This is a genomic window from Actinocatenispora sera (assembly GCF_018324685.1).
In the GTDB taxonomy this organism is placed as follows: Bacteria; Actinomycetota; Actinomycetes; order Mycobacteriales; family Micromonosporaceae; genus Actinocatenispora; species Actinocatenispora sera.
Genome location: NZ_AP023354.1, coordinates 3,895,322 through 3,921,348 on the forward strand (window position 1 = coordinate 3,895,322; position 26,027 = coordinate 3,921,348).

General features: G+C 66.8%; 32 protein-coding genes and 3 pseudogenes. 29 read left to right on the forward strand and 6 right to left on the reverse strand.

What is annotated here, in order from left to right; translation table 11 throughout:
• The first annotated feature begins 11 nt into the window (after window positions 1-11).
• From Asera_RS18545 to Asera_RS34115, 12 genes and pseudogenes are all read left to right on the forward strand, one after another.
• Window positions 12-638 carry a hypothetical protein gene (locus tag Asera_RS18545; protein ID WP_157035009.1) on the forward strand — a complete coding sequence of 209 codons (627 nt, stop codon included), beginning with the start codon at window positions 12-14 and terminating at the stop codon, window positions 636-638.
• Window positions 639-715: 77 nt separating this feature from the next.
• A pseudogene (locus Asera_RS33810) lies at window positions 716-1,105 on the forward strand (replication initiator); the annotation flags it as partial.
• Window positions 1,106-1,371: 266 nt separating this feature from the next.
• Window positions 1,372-2,430, forward strand: coding sequence for a replication initiator (locus Asera_RS33155; RefSeq protein ID WP_244843935.1), 1,059 nt, complete (start codon window positions 1,372-1,374; stop codon window positions 2,428-2,430).
• Window positions 2,318-2,647: a helix-turn-helix domain-containing protein gene (locus Asera_RS33990; RefSeq protein ID WP_157035010.1), complete on the forward strand. Its 330-nt coding sequence runs from the start codon at window positions 2,318-2,320 to the stop codon at window positions 2,645-2,647. The genes Asera_RS33155 and Asera_RS33990 overlap by 113 nt, the downstream gene beginning before the upstream one ends.
• Window positions 2,620-2,796, forward strand: a complete 177-nt coding sequence (locus Asera_RS33165) for a hypothetical protein (protein WP_244844258.1) — start codon at window positions 2,620-2,622, stop codon at window positions 2,794-2,796. The genes Asera_RS33990 and Asera_RS33165 overlap by 28 nt, the downstream gene beginning before the upstream one ends.
• A 155-nt stretch (window positions 2,797-2,951) precedes the next feature.
• Window positions 2,952-3,458, forward strand: a pseudogene (locus tag Asera_RS33625) (tyrosine-type recombinase/integrase); the annotation flags it as partial.
• A gap of 188 nt (window positions 3,459-3,646) precedes the next feature.
• Window positions 3,647-3,883 (forward strand): tyrosine-type recombinase/integrase, encoded by a 237-nt coding sequence (locus Asera_RS33630; protein ID WP_280529735.1) that lies wholly within the window; start codon window positions 3,647-3,649, stop codon window positions 3,881-3,883.
• Between the two features lie 666 nt (window positions 3,884-4,549).
• Window positions 4,550-4,945 carry an SRA domain-containing endonuclease gene (locus Asera_RS34110; RefSeq protein ID WP_483297582.1) on the forward strand — a complete coding sequence of 132 codons (396 nt, stop codon included), beginning with the start codon at window positions 4,550-4,552 and terminating at the stop codon, window positions 4,943-4,945.
• Between the two features lie 27 nt (window positions 4,946-4,972).
• Window positions 4,973-5,224 carry a hypothetical protein gene (locus Asera_RS18565; RefSeq protein WP_212804648.1) on the forward strand — a complete coding sequence of 84 codons (252 nt, stop codon included), beginning with the start codon at window positions 4,973-4,975 and terminating at the stop codon, window positions 5,222-5,224.
• A gap of 524 nt (window positions 5,225-5,748) precedes the next feature.
• Window positions 5,749-5,901, forward strand: a complete 153-nt coding sequence (locus Asera_RS18570; protein ID WP_212804650.1) for a helix-turn-helix domain-containing protein — start codon at window positions 5,749-5,751, stop codon at window positions 5,899-5,901.
• Window positions 5,902-6,352: 451 nt separating this feature from the next.
• Window positions 6,353-6,984 (forward strand): annotated as a pseudogene (locus Asera_RS18575) (integrase core domain-containing protein); the annotation flags it as partial.
• A 1,699-nt stretch (window positions 6,985-8,683) separates the two neighbouring features.
• Entirely contained in the window at window positions 8,684-8,938 is a 255-nt protein-coding gene (locus tag Asera_RS34115; RefSeq protein WP_483297580.1) for a Pycsar system effector family protein, read from the forward strand.
• A gap of 329 nt (window positions 8,939-9,267) precedes the next feature.
• On the opposite strand, the gene Asera_RS33995 is transcribed toward Asera_RS34115, so the two are convergent.
• The 4 genes from Asera_RS33995 to Asera_RS34005 form a co-directional block, all read right to left on the reverse strand.
• Window positions 9,268-9,681 (reverse strand): phosphotransferase, encoded by a 414-nt coding sequence (locus Asera_RS33995; RefSeq protein WP_212804654.1) that lies wholly within the window; start codon window positions 9,679-9,681, stop codon window positions 9,268-9,270.
• Between the two features lie 430 nt (window positions 9,682-10,111).
• Window positions 10,112-10,234 carry an HAD hydrolase-like protein gene (locus tag Asera_RS34120; RefSeq protein ID WP_212804656.1) on the reverse strand — a complete coding sequence of 41 codons (123 nt, stop codon included), beginning with the start codon at window positions 10,232-10,234 and terminating at the stop codon, window positions 10,112-10,114.
• Window positions 10,177-10,971, reverse strand: coding sequence for an HAD family hydrolase (locus tag Asera_RS34000; protein WP_483297581.1), 795 nt, complete (start codon window positions 10,969-10,971; stop codon window positions 10,177-10,179). Before Asera_RS34000 ends, Asera_RS34120 begins: the two co-directional genes overlap by 58 nt.
• A 144-nt stretch (window positions 10,972-11,115) precedes the next feature.
• The gene (locus Asera_RS34005; protein ID WP_425305983.1) at window positions 11,116-11,481 is read right to left on the reverse strand and encodes a winged helix-turn-helix domain-containing protein; all 366 of its coding nucleotides are present in this window, start codon (window positions 11,479-11,481) and stop codon (window positions 11,116-11,118) included.
• Between the two features lie 347 nt (window positions 11,482-11,828).
• Here Asera_RS34005 and Asera_RS18595 point away from each other — a divergent pair, with 347 nt between their 5' ends.
• From Asera_RS18595 to Asera_RS18670, 16 genes are all read left to right on the forward strand, one after another.
• Window positions 11,829-12,131: a hypothetical protein gene (locus Asera_RS18595; protein ID WP_212804658.1), complete on the forward strand. Its 303-nt coding sequence runs from the start codon at window positions 11,829-11,831 to the stop codon at window positions 12,129-12,131.
• Window positions 12,132-12,207: 76 nt separating this feature from the next.
• A complete protein-coding gene (locus tag Asera_RS18600; RefSeq protein WP_212804660.1) occupies window positions 12,208-12,381 on the forward strand; it encodes a hypothetical protein in 174 nt (57 codons plus the stop codon).
• 581 nt (window positions 12,382-12,962) lie between these two features.
• Window positions 12,963-13,166, forward strand: coding sequence for a hypothetical protein (locus Asera_RS18605; protein ID WP_212804662.1), 204 nt, complete (start codon window positions 12,963-12,965; stop codon window positions 13,164-13,166).
• Window positions 13,153-13,371, forward strand: coding sequence for a hypothetical protein (locus Asera_RS18610; protein WP_157035007.1), 219 nt, complete (start codon window positions 13,153-13,155; stop codon window positions 13,369-13,371). The genes Asera_RS18605 and Asera_RS18610 overlap by 14 nt, the downstream gene beginning before the upstream one ends.
• A gap of 322 nt (window positions 13,372-13,693) precedes the next feature.
• The gene (locus Asera_RS18615; protein WP_030447955.1) at window positions 13,694-13,948 is read left to right on the forward strand and encodes a hypothetical protein; all 255 of its coding nucleotides are present in this window, start codon (window positions 13,694-13,696) and stop codon (window positions 13,946-13,948) included.
• A gap of 273 nt (window positions 13,949-14,221) precedes the next feature.
• Window positions 14,222-14,413, forward strand: a complete 192-nt coding sequence (locus tag Asera_RS18620) for a hypothetical protein (RefSeq protein WP_212804663.1) — start codon at window positions 14,222-14,224, stop codon at window positions 14,411-14,413.
• Window positions 14,414-14,599: 186 nt separating this feature from the next.
• Entirely contained in the window at window positions 14,600-14,827 is a 228-nt protein-coding gene (locus tag Asera_RS18625; protein WP_212804664.1) for a hypothetical protein, read from the forward strand.
• An 8-nt stretch (window positions 14,828-14,835) separates the two neighbouring features.
• The gene (locus tag Asera_RS18630; protein WP_212804665.1) at window positions 14,836-15,057 is read left to right on the forward strand and encodes a hypothetical protein; all 222 of its coding nucleotides are present in this window, start codon (window positions 14,836-14,838) and stop codon (window positions 15,055-15,057) included.
• Complete coding sequence (locus Asera_RS18635) at window positions 15,054-15,347, forward strand: hypothetical protein (protein ID WP_212804666.1); 294 nt, start codon at window positions 15,054-15,056, stop codon at window positions 15,345-15,347. Before Asera_RS18630 ends, Asera_RS18635 begins: the two co-directional genes overlap by 4 nt.
• A 157-nt stretch (window positions 15,348-15,504) precedes the next feature.
• Window positions 15,505-15,684, forward strand: a complete 180-nt coding sequence (locus Asera_RS18640) for a hypothetical protein (protein WP_212804667.1) — start codon at window positions 15,505-15,507, stop codon at window positions 15,682-15,684.
• A 264-nt stretch (window positions 15,685-15,948) separates the two neighbouring features.
• A complete protein-coding gene (locus Asera_RS18645) occupies window positions 15,949-16,473 on the forward strand; it encodes a DUF2637 domain-containing protein (RefSeq protein ID WP_212804668.1) in 525 nt (174 codons plus the stop codon).
• A gap of 97 nt (window positions 16,474-16,570) precedes the next feature.
• A complete protein-coding gene (locus tag Asera_RS18650; RefSeq protein WP_051802641.1) occupies window positions 16,571-18,367 on the forward strand; it encodes a replication initiator in 1,797 nt (598 codons plus the stop codon).
• On the forward strand, window positions 18,255-18,584 hold the full coding sequence (locus Asera_RS34010; protein ID WP_157035010.1) for a helix-turn-helix domain-containing protein: 330 nt from the start codon (window positions 18,255-18,257) through the stop codon (window positions 18,582-18,584). The genes Asera_RS18650 and Asera_RS34010 overlap by 113 nt, the downstream gene beginning before the upstream one ends.
• A gap of 11 nt (window positions 18,585-18,595) precedes the next feature.
• Window positions 18,596-19,822, forward strand: a complete 1,227-nt coding sequence (locus Asera_RS18660; protein ID WP_030447960.1) for a tyrosine-type recombinase/integrase — start codon at window positions 18,596-18,598, stop codon at window positions 19,820-19,822.
• A 490-nt stretch (window positions 19,823-20,312) separates the two neighbouring features.
• Complete coding sequence (locus Asera_RS18665; protein WP_157035004.1) at window positions 20,313-21,257, forward strand: SRA domain-containing endonuclease; 945 nt, start codon at window positions 20,313-20,315, stop codon at window positions 21,255-21,257.
• A gap of 396 nt (window positions 21,258-21,653) precedes the next feature.
• Window positions 21,654-23,531, forward strand: coding sequence for an IS481 family transposase (locus Asera_RS18670; protein WP_280529734.1), 1,878 nt, complete (start codon window positions 21,654-21,656; stop codon window positions 23,529-23,531).
• 80 nt (window positions 23,532-23,611) lie between these two features.
• Here the strand turns inward: Asera_RS18670 and Asera_RS18675 are convergent, their stop codons facing one another.
• A complete protein-coding gene (locus Asera_RS18675) occupies window positions 23,612-24,535 on the reverse strand; it encodes a hypothetical protein (RefSeq protein ID WP_157035005.1) in 924 nt (307 codons plus the stop codon).
• A gap of 151 nt (window positions 24,536-24,686) precedes the next feature.
• Here Asera_RS18675 and Asera_RS18680 point away from each other — a divergent pair, with 151 nt between their 5' ends.
• On the forward strand, window positions 24,687-25,193 hold the full coding sequence (locus Asera_RS18680; protein ID WP_157035006.1) for a Pycsar system effector family protein: 507 nt from the start codon (window positions 24,687-24,689) through the stop codon (window positions 25,191-25,193).
• Between the two features lie 10 nt (window positions 25,194-25,203).
• On the opposite strand, the gene Asera_RS18685 is transcribed toward Asera_RS18680, so the two are convergent.
• Complete coding sequence (locus Asera_RS18685) at window positions 25,204-26,025, reverse strand: phosphotransferase (RefSeq protein ID WP_084132220.1); 822 nt, start codon at window positions 26,023-26,025, stop codon at window positions 25,204-25,206.
• Window positions 26,026-26,027: the final 2 nt, after the last annotated feature.

Consider the following 26,027-nt stretch of genomic DNA (forward strand, 5'->3'; position numbering starts at 1 on the left):
GGTGACCTGTGGTGGCTGAGGCAAGCAAGTCGCAGCGGGTAGAGGATGTCGCTCGGCTCGGGATCATGGGCGCGATCGGCGTCATGGCCGGTGCCGCGTCGTTCACGCACATGCACGACTGGACGATGCAGGCGCTCCCGCACGGGACGGCCGACTGGTTCGGCTGGGCGAACGCGGTCGCCTCCGAGCTGATGCCCACGTGTGCGCTGTTGGAGATCCGCCGCAAGCGCCGGGCCGGCGGCTCGATCACCTACCCGGTCGCGCTGCTGGTCGCCTCCGGCCTGCTCTCACTGGGCGCCCAGGTCTCGCAAGCCGGAGACTCCCTCACCTCGAAGGGTCTGGCGGCGCTGCCGGCGGTGGCGTTCATGCTGCTGGTCAAGCTCGTGTTCTCCGGCCTCCCGAAGACCACGAATGACACGGAAGCTGTTGTCCCACAACGGGAGCGAGTCACCGACCCGGCCCCTGCGGAGGTCGAGCCTGCCGCTCCGGTACCTCCCTCGGTGCCTGCCGCTCCGGTGCCTGGCGTTCCTGCGGTGACTCGTCCGGTGTCGTCCACGGTCCCGGCTGCTCCGGTGGTCCCGTCGGGTCCGGTCGTGCCGGGCCGCGCTAACGGCCGTCCGGTGGTGATCGGCCGATGACCACCACCGTGGACACGATGATGCTGCCCGGTCTCGGGCAGGACGACCAACCGCGTCCGGGGTCGCGGGCAGCTCGGATGCTGCAGCCGATCGCGAAGGATGTAGCGGTTGAGCTGGCGAAGAAGTTCGGGGTGTGCGTCAAACCGGTGTGGCTTCGCCGTACCAACACCGCGACCGGGGAAACCGAGCTGGTGCCGGTGCCCTGCGGGGCTACGTCGGCGGCGAAGTGTGAGCCGTGCGCGGAAGCCAACCGCAGGCTGCGCATGCAGCAGATCCGGGAAGGCTGGCACCTTACCGAAGAGCCGGTCACCACCCCGGATGCCCCGACCGATGAACAGCGGGATTTGGTGGAGTACCGGGCTGTCCTGGAGTTCGCCCGCACGTCGGTGGTGATGGCGGCCGAGTGGGACCAGGTGCGCGAGCTGGACGCGGAGATTGACCGGGTGGATGAGCAGATCACCGCGGCCGGTGTGCGCGGCTCGGTCCTGCCCGGCGGCCGGAAGGACGGGACCGATCCGGACGAGTCGGCCCCGTCGCGGAAGCGGTCCACGAAACGGCGGCAGGACGCGCCGGACCTTCCTCGCCTGCCCGTCGCCAACCGGACCATCCCGCACCCACACATCGGCACCGACGGCCGGGAGCACCGGGACTCGGTGTTCCTGACCTTGACGCTCGGCAGCTACGGGCCGATCCACTCCGCCTACCGGCGTCGCGGCGCGGTGGAGGTGTGCGAGTGCGGGGAGCTGCACAGCCCCACGACCCCAGGGTCGGGACCCCGGTGGACCCGGACAGCTACGACTACCGGGCCGCGGCGCTGGACGCGATCCACTTCGCGAAGGTGCTCGACCGGTTCTGGCAGAACCTCCGCCGCGCGGTCGGGTGGAACGTCCAGTACGCCGGGTCGGTCGAGATGCAAAAGCGGCTGGCCCCACACGGGCACTTCGCCGTCCGGGGAGCACTCCCGCGGGCACTGGTGCGGCAGGTGGCGGCGGCGACCTACCACCAGGTGTGGTGGCCCGCCCACGACAAGATCGTGTACGACCCGGACGGGGCAGTGCCGGTGTGGGACCCGGACGCCAAGACCTACCGGGACCCGGAAACCTCGGCGGCGCTGCCGACCTGGGATGAGGCGCTGGACGCCTTGGATGAGGACCCGGACGCGGAACCTGCGCACGTGGTGCGGCTCGGCAGCGTGCACCTTGCCGGGGTGCGGGGCGGCTCGGAGAGCGCCGAGAAGACCATCCGCTACATCACCAAGTACATCGCGAAGGACATCACCGACGCGGTGGCTCCGGGGTCGCGGGCGCAGGAAGACCACCTCGCCCGCCTGGCGGCCGAGCTGCAAACCCTGCCGTGCTCTCCGACCTGTGCGAACTGGCTGCTGTACGGGGTGCAGCCCAAGAACGCGAAGGCTACGGCGCGGCCGGGACGGTGCAAGGGCAAGGTGCATCAGCGGCGCACCCTCGGGTTCACCGGGCGGCGGGTGCTGGTCTCCCGGCAGTGGTCGAACAAGACCCTGTCCGATCACCGGGCCGACCGCAAAGCCTGGGTCAAAGCTCTCCTCGCGCTTTCGGCAACCGGGGAAACCACGATCGGCGAGCACGACCAGGCGGCCGGCGACCCTCCGCCGTTCGAGTACGAGTTGGCGTCCCGGGACGACCCGGACGTGCCTCCGCCGCATGTGCATTTCCTGCGCAAGATCGCCGAACGGCAAGCCTGGCGGGCACAACTCGACGCGGCGAAACAACAGGCACAGCAGCAGCTTTTGGCAACGCAAACCGTTGCGGCATAAGGATCTGGGGAGGATCGCTGTGTCCACGAAGGACGCGGTTCGGCTCGAACCTGCTTGGACGATTGACGACGTGGCGGCGTACCTCCGGGTGCCGGTCGAGACGCTGCGGACCTGGCGCAAGAAGCGCACTGGCCCGCCGGCTCGTCGCTGCGGCAAACACCTTCGCTACGACCCGGTAGCCGTTCGGGCGTGGCTCAGTTCGAGCGACGTGGCGTAGGGCGGCGGGACGTGGCGCACATCGAGGATCGTTGGTACCGACCGACGCAAGACGAGTTCGGCAAGGTGGTCGTCAACGGCCGCGGCAAGCCGGTGATGGAGCGGACGGAGAGGTACGGCAAGGGGATCGGTACCGCGTTCGCTACCTGACCCCCGCGGGGGAGCGGCGGAGCAAGTCCTTCGCGGACAAGCAGAAGGGCGATGCTGAGGCGTTCCTCATCACCGTTGAGTCCGAGAAGCGGCGAGGGACCTACGTCGATCCCACCGCCGGCAAGGTCTTGTTCCGCGACTACGCGGAGCAGTGGATGCGCGGACAGACGTTCGATGAGTCGACCCGCGAATCGGTCGAGTACCGCGTTCGCAAGCACCTCTATCCGATGCTTGGGGATCGTCCGCTGAGCAAGATCAACCCTGGATTGATCCGGGATTGGGACCGCTCGCTGTACGACGTGTTGTCGGCGTCCACGCGCTCGGTCGTGTTTGCTCACCTACGCGCCATCCTCGGCGCGGCTGTCGATGACGAGAAGATCGTCAAGAACCCATGCACAGCGCGCTCTGTGCGGCAACCGCGGCCCACTGAACGGCGCGTCGTTCCTTGGACTCGCGAACAGGTGGCCGCGATCCGCCGGGCGGTCCCTGAGCGGTACCGACTGGTGGTGGACCTCGGCGCCGGTTGCGGCCTGCGTCAGGGCGAGATCTTCGGCTTGTCTCCCGATGATGTGGACCTGGACGCCGGAGTGATCCATGTGCGGAGGCAGGTCAAGCGGGTCCGCTCGCGGTTGGTCTTCGGCCTGCCCAAGAACGATCGCGACCGGCACGTGCCGCTTCCTAGCATGATCGCGCGCCGAATCGAGGACCACATCGACGGTGGTCGGTTCGGCCCGACCTCGATCACGCTGCCGTGGGAGAACCCGCTGACCGGGAAGCCGACCACGGTGGACCTGCTGTTGACGACGACCCGGAACGGTGCGCTCAACCGGTCGACGTTCGACAGCAAGATGTGGCATCCCGCCTTGGCCTGGCGGGCATCGAACGGTCGCGCGCGACCGGTGTCCACGCGCTGCGGCACTTCTACGCCTCGGCGCTGCTGGACGCGGGGGAGAACATCAAGAGCCTGTCGAGCTACCTCGGGCACCACGATCCCGGCTTCACGCTGCGGGTGTACACGCACCTGATGCCGTCGAGCGAGGACAGGGCGCGTCGCGCGATCGACAGTGTGCTGGGCGGAGACGAGTAACCCCCACGCGACCCCGGGGCCGTGTTGCTCGGGTGTTTTGCCTGGTCAGAGGCAATCTCGTGACAGTCCCCGGCGTACCGGCCGACTCGTCCACCCCACCCCAGCTCCGGCGCTGATCATGGCGTTGACCGCGACAACGCTGGTCGACTCTGGTCATGAATGGTCGTCGTCGGTCGTCGTCAGAGCCCCCAGCGAACCCCCAGAGCCCCCAGGAACCCCCGAGATCTTGTCCATCCCGTCTGCCGTCGGCCACCTCCGGGTAGCGGGGCTGTCCTGTCTGGTGAAGGTGGAGCGCCCGACCGGACGTACGACCTTCGCCAGACAGGACAGGTCTGCTACGGCATCGCCTGGGCGTCGGCGGGCGGGATGGACCGCCACCCACGACCCGTACTCGCTCGGGTCCCCGTCCATCCCGGAGCCTGAGCGCCCCGCCGGAGGCGTGCTTGTCGGGTGATGTCGCAGCGGGTGGCTAGCGTGTCGGCGTGGACGAGTTGTTCGATCTTGATCCGGGTGCGGTGTTGACGCGAGGCGATCGGGCTGCCCGGTGGGGCGGTGGCACTCAGCGGGGATTGAGCCATCGACGCGCACACCGAACGTGTTTCTGTACGCGGATCCGGCGGAGGCAGGCAAGTTCGGCTACGTCGATGGGTGGCGCCGGGCGGCGACGTGTTCCTGTATACCGGCGAGGGCAGCGAGGGTGACCAGCAGCTCCAGCAGGGGAACCTGTCGCTGTTGGAGCATCGCAAGCAGGTCGGCGCTGCGGTTGTTCATTGCGGCCTCGGGCAAGCAGCGCGGCGGCAAGTTGCATCGCTACGTGGGCGAGTTCGAAGTGGACATGACTCGCCGTGTGCTCAGGAAGATGCGCCGGATGCGTTGGGCGAGACCCGATCGGTTTGGGTGTTCCGGCTGCGTCCGGTGGGGCGGGTCGAGTATCGCGAGTCGGATGCCAGCCGTCGCGACGTCGTGGAGCCGGTCCGCGTGCCGAGCTGGTGGCTGTGGAACGCGTGTGGCGGTGGAGTCAGATCGCAAGGCAACTCCGGGTGGCAAGGCGCGCAGGCGTGAGGCTGAGCTCACCGAGCAGTACCGGGCGTGGTTGGAGCTCAGGGCCACCAGGTCATGCAGTGGAAGCTGACGCTGCCTGGACAGGTCGCCGCGCTCCGTACGGACCTGTTTGACGCCACCGTTAGCGAGATCTACGAGGCGAAGGGCTCGATCGCGCGGGAGAGCATCCGCATGGCGATCGGACAGCTGCTCGACTACCGCCGCCACGTGCCGGTGCCGGCGCCGCGCTGGCCGTGCTGCTACCTGCTCGTCCCTCGGATGACCTGGTGGATCTGGTGACCTCGGCGGCATGAGCTGCGTGTACCGGCAGGACGCGGGGCGCTTCCATCGGGTCGGCCCGACCACGGCGAGCTGAGCAGTGCCTTTCGGCAGGCAGCGCTTGCGCCACGGCTCGTGCCCAGCTGACTCGGGGGCAAGATGGCCCCGTCCTGGGCCATCGCGGCAGCGCTCGCCCGCAAGCACGGCGAAACGGTGACCACGCAGAGGCGAGCGTAAGGCCGTGCCAACAGCTCGCCCTGGTCCTGGCGGTGCTCGTCGACGGCGGCGCCGGGCGCGGGCCGGCCTACCGCCCGCCGAGCCGGAGGCCGTAGGCGGCGGCCCTTCCCGGACCGTGCCCGGCGCCTGCGCCGCGCCAGCGGCGCCTTGATCCAGTAGAGACTATTCGGCAATCCTTGTAACCGACTCCATGTCCTGTCTCGGTGATGGTTGACAGTCGTGTATCGGCTGATGGTTGACATCGGGTCGTGTTCGGTGGTCCTGTTCGGCGGCGCTCCGCGGGCGTCATCGAGTCAGGGAGGCCGGGGTTGGCGCTGGTTGCGTTGTCGGTTGTTGAGCGGCGGTTGGACGCGGTGCGGGCGGTGTTGGCGGGCGCTGCGGTCACGGAGATCGCGGCCTCGGTGGGTGTGTCGCGGCAGACGGTGCATGTCTGGGTGGCCGGTATCTGGCCGAGGGCGTGAGCGGTGGCGGATCGGTCTCATCGGCCGGTGTCGTGTCCGCATCGGGTCGGGCCCGATTTGAGGTGGTAGTGGCGGAGATGCGTCGGCGCATCCGCGGTGGGGTGCCAAGCGGATCCGGATGCAGCTGTTGCGTCGCCCGCTGGAGGATGTGGTGGTGCCGTCGACGCCACGATCAACCGGATCCTGACGCGGCAGGTTTGGTGCGGCCTCGGCCGCGGAAGCGTCCTCGTGACTCGTATTGCGGTGGCAGCGGCCTGGGCCGATGCAGTTGTGGGTGTCGACATCGTTGGTGGGATCTGGCTGATCAACCCGGCCACCGGTGCGCGTCGGGAGGCGAAGGTGGTCACCGGCGTCGATGATCATTCCCGGTTTTGTGTGATGGCGGCGGTGGTGGAACGGCCACCAGCCGGGCGGTGTGTCTGGCGTTCGCGCAGGCCCTGGCCCGGTCGGGGTGCCCGAAGAGGTGTTGAGCGACAACGGAAAGCAGTTCACCGACCGGTTCGGTAAGGGCGGGAGGTGTTGTTCGACAAGATCTGCCGCAAGAACGGCATCACGCATCGGCTCACTCAGCCGGCCTCGCCCAACCAGAACGGGAAGGTGGAACGTTTCCACGGCACGTTCCGACCGGACTTTCTGGACCAGGCTGAGGCGTTCACCCAGCGTGGCGCAGGCGCAGGCGGCGTGGATGCGTGCGTGGCCGACTACAACACCGACCGCCCCATCAGGCGTTGGACGACACGCTGCCGGTCACTCCGCCGAGCGGTTCGTCCGGTCGAGAACCAGCAGCGGACGCTGATTGACCTGTGGCTGCCGCCGGCGGTCGCCGCCTGTCCGGCACCCGGCATCTGCGGCCTGCGGCAGTCCACGGGCGCGGCTGTCACAGGCGCAACGAGCCGGCAGCGGCTGGACCGTGGGCCGATCGCTTTCGACCGGGTGGTGCCGCCGTCAGGCAACCTGATGGTCGCCGGCAAACAGTTCTGGCTCGGACCGGCCCGCGCGGGATCACGGTCAGTTTCTGGGCAGACACGACGTGATCCACCTGAGCGCCGGGGCGGCCGTATCAAGTCGCTGCGATCGACCTGACGGTCAACGACCTGGCCCGCCTGGTCCGGGCGGGCGCGGTGCCCGCGGCACCACCCTTGCGGCACCGCCACAACCGACGCGATCGAGGTCGATCGCACGTCAGCGCCGCCGGCACCGTCTCGCTGGGACAACACATCGTGCTGGCCGCCGAGATCCTCGCCGGGCGGCGGGTCGGGATCCGCATCGAACCCACCACGCTGATGATGTTCGATCTCGACACCCGCGAACTGCTGCGCAACCGACCCAACCGCTGACCACCGCCGAGGTCGGCCGGCTACGCGCAGCGCGGAAAGCAGGACCACCACCACGCCCCTCGCTGGAACCGGTCCGGGTCCAACGACGGGCCTCCAACACCGGGGTGGTCATGGTCTGCGGGCAGCAGATCGCCCTGGGCCGCGCCACCGCCACAGACGCTCACCATCGCGGTGTCCGACACGACTCTGGCCATCGACCTCGACGACGGCGACACCAAGATCGTGCGGCGCACCACCACCCAACGGTCCGTAACATCAAAGCCGACCGGCCGCGGGCGGTCCCCCAAATTTCCTAGACCCAGCGTCAACCATCACTTGACACAGATCCGTCCAACCATCACCTGAGTCAAGACATTGTAACCGACTCCAGGGAGAGGTCACTGGCGCATGCCATTGATGCGAGCCCGATGTTCCTCGCGTTGGCGGGCTGCGTTAACGCGTAGCGCCTTGGCGTATTCGGCCTTAATTGCCTCTTGATGAAGCTTCGTTACGGTCGCACGCGTGCGCTTGCCCGCAAGGACTGCGTTGCAGAATTCGTTTCCATGACACGCAGCACCAATAGATTTGAGAGCTTACCTTCGCGCTCGCCATCGTCGTCGGAATTTTCGCGATTGTCACGTCTTCCAGATCGAGGTGCTAGGGGCGCCATCGCAGCCGCAGGTTGCGGCAAGTAGTCGCTCTTATTCGCCCAGTCCATATACTTCCTGCACAATCATCTGATGCGGTCGGCCTGCTGTGCCGCTTTGCTGCGTAGTTGACGGCTTTCCCGGCCCAGACTGCTTGATGTTTGGTGCGTGGCACACCGACTCGCTTGACCAATAGGGGACTCGCTGCAAGGCCGACTTCAGACGGTCTCAGGAAGGTCGGGCCATCGCTTCTCCAATCGCGGTAGAGATATCGATAACTGAATGTCTTGATGGTGATACCCGCGCAAATAGCTCGCGCGTATCTGTGGTCGCCCCAAAAACAACCGAAAGCGCCATCGCCTTGTATCGCAACGAAGTCGGCATCAAACTTGTCGAAGACCTGTGCAATGTTGCCTGTCGATGCTTGATAAATGCTCGCCGTGGACTGCGGGTATTTGTTTACTCCAAGCTGCGTGGAGTTGCGCATGTCTGCACACTGCCACTGCATCGGTGAGTCGATGCAGGTTCTGGCCTCGATGGAAGCTTCTCGACATCGAGCGAGTGTCCACTGTCTATAAATCAGGGTTTTGTCCGAGTTCAACCGAAACACTCTTGTCGATATCGGCAGGAAATCATCCAGGTCAACCGCAGTCATGGCCTCCGCTCACCGGATTCTCGGATCTTAGGAGGAAACCATGCTCTGCTGCGTCGATCGTCTGTATGACGGGCACTCAGGCGTTTCGTGGGTAATCTTGACCGAAAGACTGATCGGTGGCGCAATCGGCGCAGATCATCGGATATTGTGAAGGCTGACGATGCTTGGCGACACGTCGGGCAGGTCAACGATGGATTCGATTCGCAGACACGAAGGCTGCGGCAACTCTTGCGGGAGCAGCGTGTTGGGGGGAATTCTTGTCCGATCGATCCGCGGGCTTCGGACTTTCATCACGATGCAATTCACGCCATTCATGCATTGTTCTTTCTCTTGCGATCGTATGCATTGGTGCGAGCGCCGTTATTAGCTTACGTACGCTGGCTCCAAGGTTGCGATCTCTCGGCGAACCGACTCAATGATCTATTTTGATCATATTGCGCGCCGTTACGGCTCGGACAAGGAGCTTTACATCCGCCGCTTCGGTGAGGCTGTCAGCCAAGGATAACTTGGTTGCTGAACAAGTGGTCGAAAGATCTGGGCGAACAGCTGTGTCGCTCGACGTAAATTTCAACATGTCGCATTGGCAATCTATTTTGCTCGGCGCGGGGATGATTCTTTCGGGTTTGGCGTTCTGGTGCAAGGCTTTGAATTGCGCTGGCTAGACGCGAGCAATTGCGGCAATGGATGCCCACGCAGCACCCGTCGTGCATAATGTTGAGAGTAGTGCTAATCGCCTTTGCAGTGAGTTTCACGGGCGGTGTGGTGCTGCCTTAAGTGCGATGATCGCAGCATCATAGGAAACTTCGCCACTGATACCCCGGGGGTCAATGAGGTAGAGGCGCTCGTGTTTGCCGGCGAGGACGTTCCAGGGTGAAGCATCAGCGTGGCACAGTCCAGGCACGTGGTTGAGGGCCAGTGTGTCTAGATCCGCCAGGGCGGCGCGGCGTTCTTTTGTGGAAGCAACCTGACACCGGGCGCGAGGTCTCGGAGGCGATCGTCGGTGAGTCGGTCGCGGAGCCAGTCGACGAGGTTTCGGTAAGTCCGACGTGGGCGCTGGCTGACCTATGAGAGGGCGAGCATCGCAGCGACTTGCTCGGGCTCTGGAAGAACGTTCTGGTCGCCGAGTGGTGTTCCGGGCTCGATCATGTCCATGACTGTCCATGTGCCGTGATCGGTGGTGCTGACCTCGTGGACCTGAGGCGATACCCCGATCTGCGCAAGTGCAACGCTAATGGCGCCTTGATGGCGGCCGTTCGGGTCGGGCTGGATCGTAGGACGATCTGGCCATCCGGGGTGTTCGCTTTGACGACGAGGCCGAATCGGGCCGGGAGTACGGCGATCGGTTCTGCGTTGTACCGGACGCACAGCTCGTGCAGCTCCCCAGCTACCGACATCGACCAGGGCTCGGCGAGTTCTGGCAGCGGGCGCTGATGCCCGCAAGGACATGGGTGCTTACAGCGATGGGCTCGAACACGGTCAGGCTCCGCGGCTAGGATCGTGGATCCTGTGGATCGCGTCGGCGAGGTCATGCATGTCGGCAATCGTGACCGTCGCACCGGCGTTGTTGAGACATTCGGCTTTGCCAGGCTTATTCACGTAGCCGATGCTGGCTGCTCCGCGGCCTGCGCTGCCTCGATGTCGGTGGCTGAGTCGCCGATCAGTACGCAGTCCGCGGCCGGGACGTGGTGACGTCGTGCTGCCTCGTGCACGGGCACGGGTTGGGCTTCATGAGTTCAGGTGCGGCGTGGGGCCGGCCGATGACCTCGGCGATGTAGTCGGTGAGGTGGTGTTTGTCGAGGTAGGCGCAGACGGCGGCGGCTGAGTTGTTGCTGACAATGACGACGGGGCGGCCGGTGCGTTGGGCGGCATCGAGCATGTCTCGACATCCGGGGGTCGGCTCGGCGGTGCGGGCGGCTTCGGTCTCGGCGGCACTGACGAGGGCTTCGATGGTGTCGGCCTGGTCGCGGTGCTGGCGGATGAGTTCGGCGCCGAGTTCGGGTGGTCCGTACTGGTCGGCGTCGTCGGGTAGCGGACGCCGGCGGCGGCGAGTTGGGCGGCGAGTCGATCGGCGACGGTGCGGGCGGATGCGCCGGCGAACAGGTGGGCGGTCGGCCCGTCGAAGTCGAGCAAGATCAGGCTGGCAGAGGCGAGGACCTGTGCGGGGGTCATAGCGGGTAGTCCTGGGCGATGGTGTCCAGCGGGTGTCGAACCACTGTTGTGCCTGCTCGATGAACTCGCGGGAGATCGAGGTGTCTCCGTCGGTGTCGGCGAAGTGGAACAGGGTCGAGTCCTTGCCGAGCACGTCGCGGATGACGGTCGGGGTGCCGTCGATGCTGACTCGGTTGTCGATCACCGAGTACAGGCCGAAGAACGCTTCGGCGTGGTTGATGACGTAGAGCTTGAACGAGGGTGGCATGTCGTGGGTGCGGACCTCGACGCGGGCGCTGGGCACCAGCCCATCGCGGCAAGTTCGCGCACGGGCTCGGCGATGCTCTCGACGACCGGCGGATGATCCGGTCGGCGCGGGCTCGTACGGCGGGGTCGTCCTGGCCGGTCTCGGCGTTGGACGGCAGCGTCGTGGGTCGGCTGACGTCGGTCAGTAGCAGTCGGATCGCGATGGACTGCGGGGTGAGGCGTCCGGCGCGGACCTTGTCCAGCGGTTCGGTGATCGCACCGGCCAGCGTCTCGCCGGAGAATCCGGCGAAGTCGATCGACACGTGCGCCCGGTCGAACGCGGCTTCGATGTGGGGCCGGAGTCCGACTGCCGCTCGGTTCGCTGCCGTACGAACACGCCGCTGCCCTGCCGGCTGACCGTGAGGTGCTCGGCGTGCAGCTGCGCCAGGGCGCGCTTGACGGTCTCACGGGCGACGTTGTACCGGGCCGCGAGGTCGTTCTGTGAGGGGAGCTTGTTGCCGGGCGGGAACCGGCCGGTCAGGATCGCTGCTCGTAGCGCGTTCGCGATCTGCTGTGCCGGCGACGGGGGTCGTCCGGGTCCAGATCGGACAGCGCATCCGTCTGCGTCATTGCCACAGGGTACGGGCTGACTAGCCAGGATGGCTAAATCTGCCCGACATGGTTGACATGGCGAGCCAAGCGAGTCATGCTGATCTCGGCGCACGACTAGCCAAGCTAGTCACAAAGTAGCCCGGTCGAGAGCGGCCAATGGGGCATCGAGTAGAGGAGTGGTTGTTGTGCTGGGACGTGGTACGCGGTTCGGGACTCCGTTTGAGGTCGCCTTCCCGAAGGGCCTGATGCAGTCCGGCCCGGTGGTGCGGACTACGAGTACAACCGAACAAGAACGCGCCGAAGGTGCAGAAGCGCGACGAGGCGACGGGCCTTCTTCAGTGGAAGGCGAACGTGACGGACCCGTCGGAGACCAACGCCAAGCGGGCGTCGTTCGCGCTGCTGTTCGTCGCGGCGGTGCAGCCGGTGCCGGAGACGCCGAGCTGGTGCGGGTACCGACATGCGGCTCATCGAGCTGGAGGGCCTGACGGCGGAGCCGGGGTGATGGGTCAGGGCGAGTTCAAGTACCTGGGCTACATCTTCCGCGCGGAGGGCTACCGCCCGGCTGTGGCTGGCGGCAAGGCGGCTCGTTCGGACAAGGCGGCCTGATTCGTGACGTGGGCCGGGCTGCGGCATGTTCCCGGCCGGCTGCGTCGACCACGGGTGGATGCGGAGGGAGCGGGCGGTGACCAGAAAGCATGAGGCGGCTGCGTTGGCGGCGCCGGGGATCGACGCGATCCGGGATGCGTACCTGACGGGTGGGTCGGATGCGCAGCGGGTGGCAGCGTTGATCGAGATTGCCGGTGCTGCGGCGGCACTGGCGCGGACGGTGGCCGGTTCCGGCACGTGGATCGGGTAGAGCTGTTCGAGCTGGTATCGCGGCGCTCGGACGTGCTGCCGGTGCTGGGCCGCGGGCAGTGGTTGCCCACGATGACCTACCACGTGCCGGCCCGGGCAAGCGGCGGATTCGCGGCCGTAGCAACACATCCACGGTGCCGGTGCCGGCGGTGATTCAGCCGGAGCTGTTCGCGGACGTGGACGGTGCGGCGTGAACGGCGAGGACTCGTTTCGCGGCGGCATGTGGCGTTGGTGTCGGCCGGGGTGTTCGACATCCGTGCGCGTTCCGGCGGATCTCCACGGCGATCGCGGATCAGGACTACCCGCTGGCTCTACGGGCGATCGAGGACGCGCGGTCGGTGCTGGATGAAACGGCCGACTGGCGCGGCTGTCGATCCGGAAGGGGGCCGTGTCGCATGATCGCGAGATTGCGCAGGCCGGGTTACTCGTGGCGCTGATCGCAGTGGTAGTGGCTGTCGTCGTCGGGGTCGCGCACGCGGTGAAGGCGTCGTTTGACGCACACGAGCGCGCCGAGATCAGGGCCTTCCGTCGTCGGTTGGCTGCTCGGGACCGGGATGCGTCGGGCTCCGGCGGTGGTCGGTGATGGCTCTGGATTGGGATGACCTGGCGGCGGTGGTGGAGCTGGCGGACGCGGAGTTGCGGGCGTTGCGGGGTGCGGTGGCGGCTCGGGACGTGGACGCGATGTCCGTTGCGGGTGAGCGGCTGCGTGTGGTGTCGGTGACGGCGAGGCAGTTCGTGCGGGTGCTGGCGGCGCGGGAGCGGGTGGCTGGTGATGGCGCGGCGTGACTCGGCTGCGGCGGCCGATGAGCTGGTGGCCGGTTGGGCGGATGCGTGCGGGGACGTGCAGGTGGCGTTGGCGCGCCTGTCGCGTTCGCTGGGTGGTCTGGGCGATGACCGGTTGTCGCGGTGGGTGGCGGAGGCGCAGCGGCCGATGGACGAGATGTCGGCGTGGCTGGCGCAGGTGCGGCGGCATCTGAACGCGAACCGGTGAAGGGCGGCGGCGATGCAGTTGTCTCGGCCGCTCCGGCAGGCGGTGGCGGCGTCGCAACGGGCTCGGTGGCAGGTACGGGAAACGGTGATGGCCTCGGTGCCGGTACGGGCGTGGATGCGGGCGACCTACCGGACCGGCAAGACGTGGCGTCGATGCGCTACGGGCTGCCGCAGCGGGCGTGGTGGCGGTACGGCGGTCGAGTGGCCGGACGGGGTTCGCTCGTCGTCCGGCGGGCCGCTCGGGGGTGAGTCGGCCGGCGATGAGTCGGCCAGCTCATCCGGCAGGTCAACGGAATGTCCGGCAACAGGTGAGGAGAGCAGCAATGGCAGACGAGGCGTTGGCGCAGGTCCGGACGGCGTTGCAGGGCAAGGTGGGCAACGGTGAGGGCTTGGCGCTGGTTCGCTCGTGGGCGGCGTCGGTGCGGTCGGCGGCGGACGAGGTGGCGTCGGTGCAGCGGAAGTTGTCGGTGGCTGAGGATGAGTTCTTGGACCGTCCGGCGCAGCAGTCGTTTAGCTGGTTGACCCGGTTGTCGGAGAACCTGGATCACTTGGCGCGCAAGCTGTCCGCCGGCCAGTAGGCGTCGCGGCAAGTCAGGGAAGGTAGGGCGAGGGCCGCCCGTCACGCACACAGCATGCGGGCGGCCTTCTTCATGCCCAAACGCGGTCACGGACGGTTATCGGAGGGTTGGGGGTCATGGCTAAGCGGATGGTGGCCACGCAGGTCTACCGGGAGTCGATGGGCCAGCGGTTGTGGGACGCGATGCCGCTGGTGGTGCAGATCCGGTAGCGGTGGGCGTCGGGGCGTACCGGGTGATCAAGCTCGCGGTCCAGCACCCCCGCACGACGGTGTGGTGGCCACGCTGGGCACGGCCGGGCTGGTGGGTGGCCGGTGGGCGCTGGCCGGTGTGGTCCTGGCCCCGGTCGTGGCCGGCGTGGTGTGGCGCATCGCCTGGCCCGTCTCGTTCAAGCAGCGGGTCACGCCCGCATCCTGCGGTGGCAGCGTCGCTGGATCCGGTACGGGCGTCGCTGGGATCGGTGGATGACCCGGTGCAAGCTGACCGTGCGGGATCACGACGGGGAGGTCATCCCGGCATCCGCAAGGTGGAGGTGCTGCCGGCGGCCGATCGGCTGCTGGTGGACGTGCCGGTCGGGATGACGGTCGACGCCTCCGGGCCAAGACGGGGGAGTTGGCGAACGCAGCGCGGGCGTTGGCGTGCAGGGTGTGGGAAGTGCCGGGTAGCCCGGGTGAGGCGTGGGTGGAGTTCCAGCACACGGACATCCTGATCTCCACGGTGCCAGCGCTGCCGATCCCGCAAGCCGACGAATCCGGGATGGTGCCGGTGGACCTGGCGGCCGTCCCGGTCGGCATGCGCGAGGACGGGACCGGCTGGACGATCCCGCTGCTGGCCGGCATGTGCTGGTGGCGGGCCGGTCCCGGTCGGGTAAGGGCTCGCTGATCTGGTCGGTGCTGCGCTACCTGGCGCCGGCGATCCGGGCCGGGCTGGTGAAGGTGACCGGGATCGACCCGAAGGGCGGCATGGAGCTGTCCATCGGGCGCCCGTTGTTCACCCGGTATGAGGCGGACCGGGCCGAAGCCATGGTCGCGCTGCTGGAAGCGGAAGCCGATCATATGGACTGCGTGGCGTTGGAGCTGGCGGGCAATGTCCGCAAGTTCACCCGTCGATGACCCACCCGCTGCATCTGGTGATCGTGGACGAGTTGGCGACGCTGACCGCGTACGCGCCGATGGATGTGCGGCGCCGGGCTGAGTACGCGTTGGGGCGGCTGCTGACCAAGGGCGCGGCGGTCGGCTGGGTGGTGCTCGGGTGCGTGCAGGAGCCGTCGAAGGACATCATCCCGATGCGCGGGCTGTTCACCTACCGCATCGCCCTCGGGCTCGACACCCGTCGCAGGTGGACATGGTGTTGGGCGACGGGATGCGTGACCTCGGTGCGCTGGCCGATCAGATCCCGTTGACGGCGCCGGGCATGGGCTACGCGCTGTCGGAGTTCGAGAAGAACCCGTTCCGGGTGCGTGCCGCCTACGTCGATGACGACCAGATCCGCGACATGGCCGCCGAGTACGCACCGATCACCACCGACGCCAACGACGTCGAAGACATCCCGGCTGCCCCATGGCTGGCAACCGCAACGAGGGCCAGGCGGACGAGGCCAAGCGGCCGGAGCCGGTGGAAGTGGTCGACCTGGAGGAGTGCCCGCCGGCCGATGTGACGCCGGTGGTGCCGGACTCGCTGCTGGCCAAGCTGCGCAACCTGCCGGCAGCGGACGGCTCGGACGGGACGGAGGCGGCGTGATGAGTGCGGTACCGGCAGACAACGACGGGGCGCGGCTGTTCCGGATCCGGGTCCCGGGTCGGACAAGTCGACGGCGGTGACGGTGCGGATGACCGACGAGTCGGCGTGGATCGCGATCGGGGCTCGGCATCGTCGGCTTCCGCTGACCGTGCCGGAGGCGTGGGCGTTGTTCAAGGCCTGGCCGATGCGCTGGATACGGCTGGGGATCCGCCGGCGTTCCTGTCTCGTCCGTCCACCGCGACACCAAGTAGGGGGTGACCTGTGGTGGCTGAGGCAAGCAAGTCGCAGCGGGTAGAGGATGTCGCTCGGCTCGGGATCATGGGCGCGATCGGCGTCATGGCCGGTGCCGCGTCGTTCACGCACATGCACGACTGGACGATGCAGGCGCTCCCGCACGGGACGGCCGACTGGTTCGGCTGGGCGAACGCGGTCGCCTCCGAGCTGATGCCCACGTGTGCGCTGTTGGAGATCCGCCGCAAGCGCCGGGCCGGCGGCTCGATCACCTACCCGGTCGCGCTGCTGGTCGCCTCCGGCCTGCTCTCACTGGGCGCCCAGGTCTCGCAAGCCGGAGACTCCCTCACCTCGAAGGGTCTGGCGGCGCTGCCGGCGGTGGCGTTCATGCTGCTGGTCAAGCTCGTGTTCTCCGGCCTCCGAAGACCACGAATGACACGGAAGCTGTTGTCCCACAACGGGAGCGAGTCACCGACCCGGCCCCTGCGGAGGTCGAGCCTGCCGCTCCGGTACCTCCCTCGGTGCCTGCCGCTCCGGTGCCTGGCGTTCCTGCGGTGACTCGTCCGGTGTCGTCCACGGTCCCGGCTGCTCCGGTGGTCCCGTCGGGTCCGGTCGTGCCGGGCCGCGCTAACGGCCGTCCGGTGGTGATCGGCCGATGACCACCACCGTGGACACGATGATGCTGCCCGGTCTCGGGCAGGACGACCAACCGCGTCCGGGGTCGCGGGCAGCTCGGATGCTGCAGCCGATCGCGAAGGATGTAGCGGTTGAGCTGGCGAAGAAGTTCGGGGTGTGCGTCAAACCGGTGTGGCTTCGCCGTACCAACACCGCGACCGGGGAAACCGAGCTGGTGCCGGTGCCCTGCGGGGCTACGTCGGCGGCGAAGTGTGAGCCGTGCGCGGAAGCCAACCGCAGGCTGCGCATGCAGCAGATCCGGGAAGGCTGGCACCTTACCGAAGAGCCGGTCACCACCCCGGATGCCCCGACCGATGAACAGCGGGATTTGGTGGAGTACCGGGCTGTCCTGGAGTTCGCCCGCACGTCGGTGGTGATGGCGGCCGAGTGGGACCAGGTGCGCGAGCTGGACGCGGAGATTGACCGGGTGGATGAGCAGATCACCGCGGCCGGTGTGCGCGGCTCGGTCCTGCCCGGCGGCCGGAAGGACGGGACCGATCCGGACGAGTCGGCCCCGTCGCGGAAGCGGTCCACGAAACGGCGGCAGGACGCGCCGGACCTTCCTCGCCTGCCCGTCGCCAACCGGACCATCCCGCACCCACACATCGGCACCGACGGCCGGGAGCACCGGGACTCGGTGTTCCTGACCTTGACGCTCGGCAGCTACGGGCCGATCCACTCCGCCTACCGGCGTCGCGGCGCGGTGGAGGTGTGCGAGTGCGGGGAGCTGCACAGCCCCCACGACCCCAGGGTCGGGACCCCGGTGGACCCGGACAGCTACGACTACCGGGCCGCGGCGCTGGACGCGATCCACTTCGCGAAGGTGCTCGACCGGTTCTGGCAGAACCTCCGCCGCGCGGTCGGGTGGAACGTCCAGTACGCCGGGTCGGTCGAGATGCAAAAGCGGCTGGCCCCACACGGGCACTTCGCCGTCCGGGGAGCACTCCCGCGGGCACTGGTGCGGCAGGTGGCGGCGGCGACCTACCACCAGGTGTGGTGGCCCGCCCACGACAAGATCGTGTACGACCCGGACGGGGCAGTGCCGGTGTGGGACCCGGACGCCAAGACCTACCGGGACCCGGAAACCTCGGCGGCGCTGCCGACCTGGGATGAGGCGCTGGACGCCTTGGATGAGGACCCGGACGCGGAACCTGCGCACGTGGTGCGGCTCGGCAGCGTGCACCTTGCCGGGGTGCGGGGCGGCTCGGAGAGCGCCGAGAAGACCATCCGCTACATCACCAAGTACATCGCGAAGGACATCACCGACGCGGTGGCTCCGGGGTCGCGGGCGCAGGAAGACCACCTCGCCCGCCTGGCGGCCGAGCTGCAAACCCTGCCGTGCTCTCCGACCTGTGCGAACTGGCTGCTGTACGGGGTGCAGCCCAAGAACGCGAAGGCTACGGCGCGGCCGGGACGGTGCAAGGGCAAGGTGCATCAGCGGCGCACCCTCGGGTTCACCGGGCGGCGGGTGCTGGTCTCCCGGCAGTGGTCGAACAAGACCCTGTCCGATCACCGGGCCGACCGCAAAGCCTGGGTCAAAGCTCTCCTCGCGCTTTCGGCAACCGGGGAAACCACGATCGGCGAGCACGACCAGGCGGCCGGCGACCCTCCGCCGTTCGAGTACGAGTTGGCGTCCCGGGACGACCCGGACGTGCCTCCGCCGCATGTGCATTTCCTGCGCAAGATCGCCGAACGGCAAGCCTGGCGGGCACAACTCGACGCGGCGAAACAACAGGCACAGCAGCAGCTTTTGGCAACGCAAACCGTTGCGGCATAAGGATCTGGGGAGGATCGCTGTGTCCACGAAGGACGCGGTTCGGCTCGAACCTGCTTGGACGATTGACGACGTGGCGGCGTACCTCCGGGTGCCGGTCGAGACGCTGCGGACCTGGCGCAAGAAGCGCACTGGCCCGCCGGCTCGTCGCTGCGGCAAACACCTTCGCTACGACCCGGTAGCCGTTCGGGCGTGGCTCAGTTCGAGCGACGTGGCGTAGGGCGGCGGGACGTGGCGCACATCGAGGATCGTTGGTACCGACCGACGCAAGACGAGTTCGGCAAGGTGGTCGTCAACGGCCGCGGCAAGCCGGTGATGGAGCGGACGGAGAGGTACGGCAAGGGGGATCGGTACCGCGTTCGCTACCTGACCCCCGCGGGGGAGCGGCGGAGCAAGTCCTTCGCGGACAAGCAGAAGGGCGATGCTGAGGCGTTCCTCATCACCGTTGAGTCCGAGAAGCGGCGAGGGACCTACGTCGATCCCACCGCCGGCAAGGTCTTGTTCCGCGACTACGCGGAGCAGTGGATGCGCGGACAGACGTTCGATGAGTCGACCCGCGAATCGGTCGAGTACCGCGTTCGCAAGCACCTCTATCCGATGCTTGGGGATCGTCCGCTGAGCAAGATCAACCCTGGATTGATCCGGGATTGGGACCGCTCGCTGTACGACGTGTTGTCGGCGTCCACGCGCTCGGTCGTGTTTGCTCACCTACGCGCCATCCTCGGCGCGGCTGTCGATGACGAGAAGATCGTCAAGAACCCATGCACAGCGCGCTCTGTGCGGCAACCGCGGCCCACTGAACGGCGCGTCGTTCCTTGGACTCGCGAACAGGTGGCCGCGATCCGCCGGGCGGTCCCTGAGCGGTACCGACTGGTGGTGGACCTCGGCGCCGGTTGCGGCCTGCGTCAGGGCGAGATCTTCGGCTTGTCTCCCGATGATGTGGACCTGGACGCCGGAGTGATCCATGTGCGGAGGCAGGTCAAGCGGGTCCGCTCGCGGTTGGTCTTCGGCCTGCCCAAGAACGATCGCGACCGGCACGTGCCGCTTCCTAGCATGATCGCGCGCCGAATCGAGGACCACATCGACGGTGGTCGGTTCGGCCCGACCTCGATCACGCTGCCGTGGGAGAACCCGCTGACCGGGAAGCCGACCACGGTGGACCTGCTGTTGACGACGACCCGGAACGGTGCGCTCAACCGGTCGACGTTCGACAGCAAGATGTGGCATCCCGCCTTGGCCCTGGCGGGCATCGAACGGTCGCGCGCGACCGGTGTCCACGCGCTGCGGCACTTCTACGCCTCGGCGCTGCTGGACGCGGGGGAGAACATCAAGAGCCTGTCGAGCTACCTCGGGCACCACGATCCCGGCTTCACGCTGCGGGTGTACACGCACCTGATGCCGTCGAGCGAGGACAGGGCGCGTCGCGCGATCGACAGTGTGCTGGGCGGAGACGAGTAACCCCCACGCGACCCCCGGGGCCGTGTTGCTCGGGTGTTTTGCCTGGTCAGAGGCAATCTCGTGACAGTCCCCGGCGTACCGGCCGACTCGTCCACCCCACCCCAGCTCCCGGCGCTGATCATGGCGTTGACCCGCGACAACGCTGGTCGACTCTGGTCATGAATGGTCGTCGTCGGTCGTCGTCAGAGCCCCCAGCGAACCCCCAGAGCCCCCAGGAACCCCCGAGATCTTGTCCATCCCGTCTGCCGTCGGCCCACCCTCCGGGGTAGCGGGGCTGTCCTGTCTGGTGAAGGTGGAGCGCCCGACCGGACGTACGACCTTCGCCAGACAGGACAGGTCTGCTACGGCATCGCCTGGGCCGTCGGCGGGCGGGATGGACCGCCACCCACGACCCGTACTCGCTCGGGTCCCCGTCCATCCCGGAGCCTGAGCGCCCCCGCCGGAGGCGTGCTTGTCGGGTGATGTCGCAGCGGGTGGCTAGCGTGTCGGCGTGGACGAGTTGTTCGATCTTGATCCGGGTGCGGTGTTGACGCGAGGCGATCGGGCTGCCCGGTGGGGCGGTGGCACTCAGCGGGGGATTGAGCCATCGACGCGCACACCGAACGTGTTTCTGTACGCGGATCCGGCGGAGGCAGGCAAGTTCGGCTACGTCGATGGGTGGGCGCCGGGCGGCGACGTGTTCCTGTATACCGGCGAGGGCAGCGAGGGTGACCAGCAGCTCCAGCAGGGGAACCTGTCGCTGTTGGAGCATCGCAAGCAGGGTCGGGCGCTGCGGTTGTTCATTGCGGCCTCGGGCAAGCAGCGCGGCGGCAAGTTGCATCGCTACGTGGGCGAGTTCGAAGTGGACCATGACTCGCCGTGTGCTCAGGAAGATGCGCCGGATGCGTTGGGCGAGACCCGATCGGTTTGGGTGTTCCGGCTGCGTCCGGTGGGGGCGGTCGAGTATCGCGAGTCGGATGCCAGCCGTCGCGACGTCGTGGAGGCCGGTCCGCGTGCCGAGCTGGTGGCTGTGGAACGCGTGGTGGCGGTGGAGTCAGATCGCAAGGCAACTCCGGGTGGCAAGGCGCGCAGGCGTGAGGCTGAGCTCACCGAGCAGTACCGGGCGTGGTTGGAGGCTCAGGGCCACCAGGTCATGCAGTGGAAGCTGACGCTGCCTGGACAGGTCGCCGCGCTCCGTACGGACCTGTTTGACGCCACCGTTAGCGAGATCTACGAGGCGAAGGGCTCGATCGCGCGGGAGAGCATCCGCATGGCGATCGGACAGCTGCTCGACTACCGCCGCCACGTGCCGGTGCCGGGCGCCGCGCTGGCCGTGCTGCTACCTGCTCGTCCCTCGGATGACCTGGTGGATCTGGTGACCTCGGCGGGCATGAGCTGCGTGTACCGGCAGGACGCGGGGCGCTTCCATCGGGTCGGCCCGACCACGGCGAGCTGAGGCAGTGCCTTTCGGCAGGCAGCGCTTGCGGCCACGGCTCGTGCCCAGCTGACTCGGGGGCAAGATGGCCCCGGTCCTGGGCCATCGCGGCAGCGCTCGCCCGCAAGCACGGCGAAACGGTGACCACGCAGAGGCGAGCGTAAGGCCGTGCCCAACAGCTCGCCCTGGTCCTGGCGGTGCTCGTCGACGGCGGCGCCGGGCGCGGGCCGGCCTACCGCCCGCCGAGGCCGGAGGCCGTAGGCGGGCGGCCCTTCCCGGACCGTGCCCGGCGCCTGCGCCGCGCCAGCGGCGCCTTGATCCAGTAGAGACTAATTCGGCAATCCTTGTAACCGACTCCATGTCCTGTCTCGGGTGATGGTTGACAGTCGTGTATCGGCTGATGGTTGACATCGGGTCGTGTTCGGTGGTCCTGTTCGGCGGCGCTCCGCGGGCGTCATCGAGTCAGGGAGGCCGGGGTTGGCGCTGGTTGCGTTGTCGGTTGTTGAGCGGCGGTTGGACGCGGTGCGGGCGGTGTTGGCGGGCGCTGCGGTCACGGAGATCGCGGCCTCGGTGGGTGTGTCGCGGCAGACGGTGCATGTCTGGGTGGGCCGGTATCTGGCCGAGGGCGTGAGCGGGTTGGCGGATCGGTCTCATCGGCCGGTGTCGTGTCCGCATCGGGTCGGGCCCGATGTTGAGGTGGTAGTGGCGGAGATGCGTCGGGCGCATCCGCGGTGGGGTGCCAAGCGGATCCGGATGCAGCTGTTGCGTCGCCCGCTGGAGGATGTGGTGGTGCCGTCGACGGCCACGATCAACCGGATCCTGACGCGGCAGGGTTTGGTGCGGCCTCGGCCGCGGAAGCGTCCTCGTGACTCGTATGTGCGGTGGCAGCGGCCTGGGCCGATGCAGTTGTGGGGTGTCGACATCGTTGGTGGGATCTGGCTGATCAACCCGGCCACCGGTGCGCGTCGGGAGGCGAAGGTGGTCACCGGCGTCGATGATCATTCCCGGTTTTGTGTGATGGCGGCGGTGGTGGAACGGGCCACCAGCCGGGCGGTGTGTCTGGCGTTCGCGCAGGCCCTGGCCCGGTTCGGGGTGCCCGAAGAGGTGTTGAGCGACAACGGAAAGCAGTTCACCGACCGGTTCGGTAAGGGCGGGGAGGTGTTGTTCGACAAGATCTGCCGCAAGAACGGCATCACGCATCGGCTCACTCAGCCGGCCTCGCCCAACCAGAACGGGAAGGTGGAACGTTTCCACGGCACGTTCCGACCGGACTTTCTGGACCAGGCTGAGGCGTTCACCAGCGTGGCGCAGGCGCAGGCGGCGGTGGATGCGTGGGTGGCCGACTACAACACCGACCGGCCCCATCAGGCGTTGGACGACACGCTGCCGGTCACTCCCGCCGAGCGGTTCGTCCCGGTCGAGAACCAGCAGCGGACGCTGATTGACCTGTGGCTGCCGCCGGCGGTCGCCGCCTGTCCGGCACCGGCATCTGCGGCCTGCGGGCAGTCCACGGGCGCGGCTGTCACAGCGGCAGACGAGCCGGCAGCGGGCTGGACCGGTGGGCCGATCGCTTTCGACCGGGTGGTGCCGCCGTCAGGCAACCTGATGGTCGCCGGCAAACAGTTCTGGCTCGGACCGGCCCGCGCCGGGATCACGGTCAGTTTCTGGGCAGACACCGACGTGATCCACCTGAGCGCCGCGGGCGGCCGTATCAAGTCGCTGCGATCGCACCTGACGGTCAACGACCTGGCCCGCCTGGTCCGGGCGGGCGCGGTGCCCGCCGGGCCACCACCCTTGCCGGCACCCGACCACACCGACGCGATCGAGGTCGATCGCACCGTCAGCGCCGCCGGCACCGTCTCGCTGGGACAACACATCGTGCTGGCCGCCGAGATCCTCGCCGGGCGGCGGGTCGGGATCCGCATCGAACCCACCACGCTGATGATGTTCGATCTCGACACCCGCGAACTGCTGCGCACCCGACCCAACCCGCTGACCACCGCCGAGGTCGGCCGGCTACGCGCAGCGCGGAAAGCAGGACCACCACCACGCCCCTCGCTGGAACCGGTCCGGGTCCAACGACGGGCCTCCAACACCGGGGTGGTCATGGTCTGCGGGCAGAAGATCGCCCTGGGCCGCGCCCACCGCCACCAGACGCTCACCATCGCGGTGTCCGACACGACTCTGGCCATCGACCTCGACGACGGCGACACCAAGATCGTGCGGCGCACCACCACCCAACCGGTCCGTAACATCAAAGCCGACCGGCCGCGGGCGGTCCCCCAAATTTCCTAGACCCAGCGTCAACCATCACTTGACACAGATCCGTCAACCATCACCTGAGTCAAGACATTGTAACCGACTCCAGGGAGAGGTCACTGGCGCATGCCATTGATGCGAGCCCGATGTTCCTCGCGTTGGCGGGCTGCGTTAACGCGTAGCGCCTTGGCGTATTCGGCCTTAATTGCCTCTTGATGAAGCTTCGTTACGTCCGCACGCGTGCGCTTGCCCGCAAGGACTGCGTTGCAGAATTCGTTTCCATGAACCACGCACCAATACGATTTGAGAAGCTTACCTTCGCGCTCGCCATCGTCGTCGGGAATTTTCGCGATTGTCACGTCTTCCCAGATCGAGGTGCTAGGGGCGCCATCGCAGCCGCAGGTTGCGGCCAAGTAGTCGCTCTTATTCGCCCAGTCCCATATACTTCCTGCCACAATCATCTGATGCCGGTCGGCCTGCTGTGCCGCCTTTGCTGCGTAGTTGACGGCTTTCCCGGCCCAGACTGGCTCTTGATGTTTGGTGCGTGGCACACCGACTCGCTTGACCAATAGGGGACTCGCTGCAAGGCCGACCTTCAGACCGGTCTCAGGAAGGTCGGGCCATCGCTTCTCCAATCGCGGTACGAGATATCGATAACTGAATGTCTTGATGGTGATACCCGCGCAAATAGCTCGCGCGTATCTGTGGTCGCCCCAAAACAACCCGAAAGCGCCATCGCCTTGTATCGCAACGAAGTCGGCATCAAACTTGTCGAAGACCTGTGCAATGTTGCCTGTCGATGCTTGATAAATGCTCGCCGTGGACTGCGGGTATTTGTTTACTCCAAGCTGCGTGGAGTTGCGCATGTCTGCCACCACTGCCACTGCATCGGTGAGTCGATGCCAGGTTCTGGCCTCGATGGGAAGCTTCTCGACATCGAGCGAGTGTCCACTGTCTATAACATCAGGGTTTGTCCCGAGTTCAACCGAAACACTCTTGTCGATATCGGCCAGGAAATCATCCAGGTCAACCGCAGTCATGGCCCCTCCGCTCACCGGATTCTCGGATCTTAGGAGGAAACCATGCTCTGCTGCGTCGATCGTCTGTATGACGGGCACTCAGGCGTTTCGTGGGTAATCTTGACCGAAAGACTGATCCCGGTGGCGCAATCGGCGCAGATCATCGGATATTGTGAAGGCTGACGATGCTTGGCGACCACTCGGGCAGGTCAACGAATGGATTCGATTCGCAGACACGAAGGCTGCGGCAACTCTTGCCGGGAGCAGCGTGTTGGGGGGAATTCTTGTCCGATCGATCCCGCGGGCTTCGGACTTTCATCACGATGCAATTCACGCCATTCATGCCATTGTTCTTTCTCTTGCGATCGTATGCATTGGTGCGAGCGCCGTTATTAGCTTACGTACGCTGGCTCCAAGGTTGCGATCTCTCGGCGAACCCGACTCAATGATCTATTTTGATCATATTGCGCGCCGTTACGGCTCGGACAAGGAGCTTTACATCCGCCGCTTCGTGAGGCTGTCAGCCAAGGATAACTTGGTTGCTGAACAAGTGGTCGAACAGATCTGGGCGAACAGCTGTGTCGCTCGACGTAAATTTCAACATGTCGCATTGGCAATCTATTTGCTCGGCGCGGGGATGATTCTTTCGGGTTTGGCCGTTCTGGTGCAAAGGCTTTGAATTGCGCTGGCTAGACGCGAGCAATTGCGGCAATGGATGCCCACGCCAGCACCCGTCGTGCATCAATGTTGAGAGTAGTGCTAATCGCCTTTGCAGTGAGTTTCACGGGGCGGTGTGGTGCTGCCTTAAGTGCGATGATCGCAGCATCATAGGAAACTTCGCCACTGATACCCCGGGGGTCAATGAGGTAGAGGCGCTCGTGTTTGCCGGCGAGGACGTTCCAGGGTGAAGCATCAGCGTGGCACAGTCCAGGCACGTGGTTGAGGGCCAGTGTGTCTAGATCCGCCAGGGCGGCGCGGCGTTCTTTTGTGGAAGCAACCTGACACCCGGGCGCGAGGTCTCGGAGGCGATCGTCGGTGAGTCGGTCGCGGAGCCAGTCGACGAGGTTCGGTAAGTCCGACGTGGGCGCTGGCTGACCTATGAGAGGGCCGAGCATCGCAGCGACTTGCTCGGGCTCTGGAAGAACGTTCTGGTCGCCGAGTGGTGTTCCGGGCTCGATCATGTCCATGACTGTCCATGTGCCGTGATCGGTGGTGCTGACCTCGTGGACCTGAGGCGATACCCCGATCTGCGCAAGTGCAACGCTAATGGCGCCTTGATGGCGGCCGTTCGGGTCGGGGCTGGATCGTAGGACGATCTGGCCATCCGGGGTGTTCGCTTTGACGACGAGGCCGAATCGGGCCGGGAGTACGGCGATCGGTTCTGCGTTGTACCGGACGCACAGCTCGTGCAGCTCCCCAGCTACCGACATCGACCAGGGCTCGGCGAGTTCTGGCCAGCGGGCGCTGATGCCCGCAAGGACATGGGTGCTTACAGCGATGGGCTCGAACACGG

Excerpts from the sequence above, each read along its gene's own strand:
- Asera_RS33990 (WP_157035010.1), top strand. The coding sequence starts at position 2,318 with ATGTGCATTTCCTGCGCAAGATCGCCGAACGGCAAGCCTGGCGGGCAC.
- Asera_RS33995 (WP_212804654.1), bottom strand. The coding sequence starts at position 9,681 with ATGGACAGTCATGGACATGATCGAGCCCGGAACACCACTCGGCGACCA.
- Asera_RS18605 (WP_212804662.1), top strand. The coding sequence starts at position 12,963 with ATGGCTCTGGATTGGGATGACCTGGCGGCGGTGGTGGAGCTGGCGGAC.
- Asera_RS18610 (WP_157035007.1), top strand. The coding sequence starts at position 13,153 with ATGGCGCGGCGTGACTCGGCTGCGGCGGCCGATGAGCTGGTGGCCGGT.
- Asera_RS18615 (WP_030447955.1), top strand. The coding sequence starts at position 13,694 with ATGGCAGACGAGGCGTTGGCGCAGGTCCGGACGGCGTTGCAGGGCAAG.
- Asera_RS18635 (WP_212804666.1), top strand. The coding sequence starts at position 15,054 with ATGACCCACCCGCTGCATCTGGTGATCGTGGACGAGTTGGCGACGCTG.
- Asera_RS18640 (WP_212804667.1), top strand. The coding sequence starts at position 15,505 with ATGGCTGGCAACCGCAACGAGGGCCAGGCGGACGAGGCCAAGCGGCCG.
- Asera_RS18650 (WP_051802641.1), top strand. The coding sequence starts at position 16,571 with ATGACCACCACCGTGGACACGATGATGCTGCCCGGTCTCGGGCAGGAC.
- Asera_RS34010 (WP_157035010.1), top strand. The coding sequence starts at position 18,255 with ATGTGCATTTCCTGCGCAAGATCGCCGAACGGCAAGCCTGGCGGGCAC.
- Asera_RS18675 (WP_157035005.1), bottom strand. The coding sequence starts at position 24,535 with ATGACTGCGGTTGACCTGGATGATTTCCTGGCCGATATCGACAAGAGT.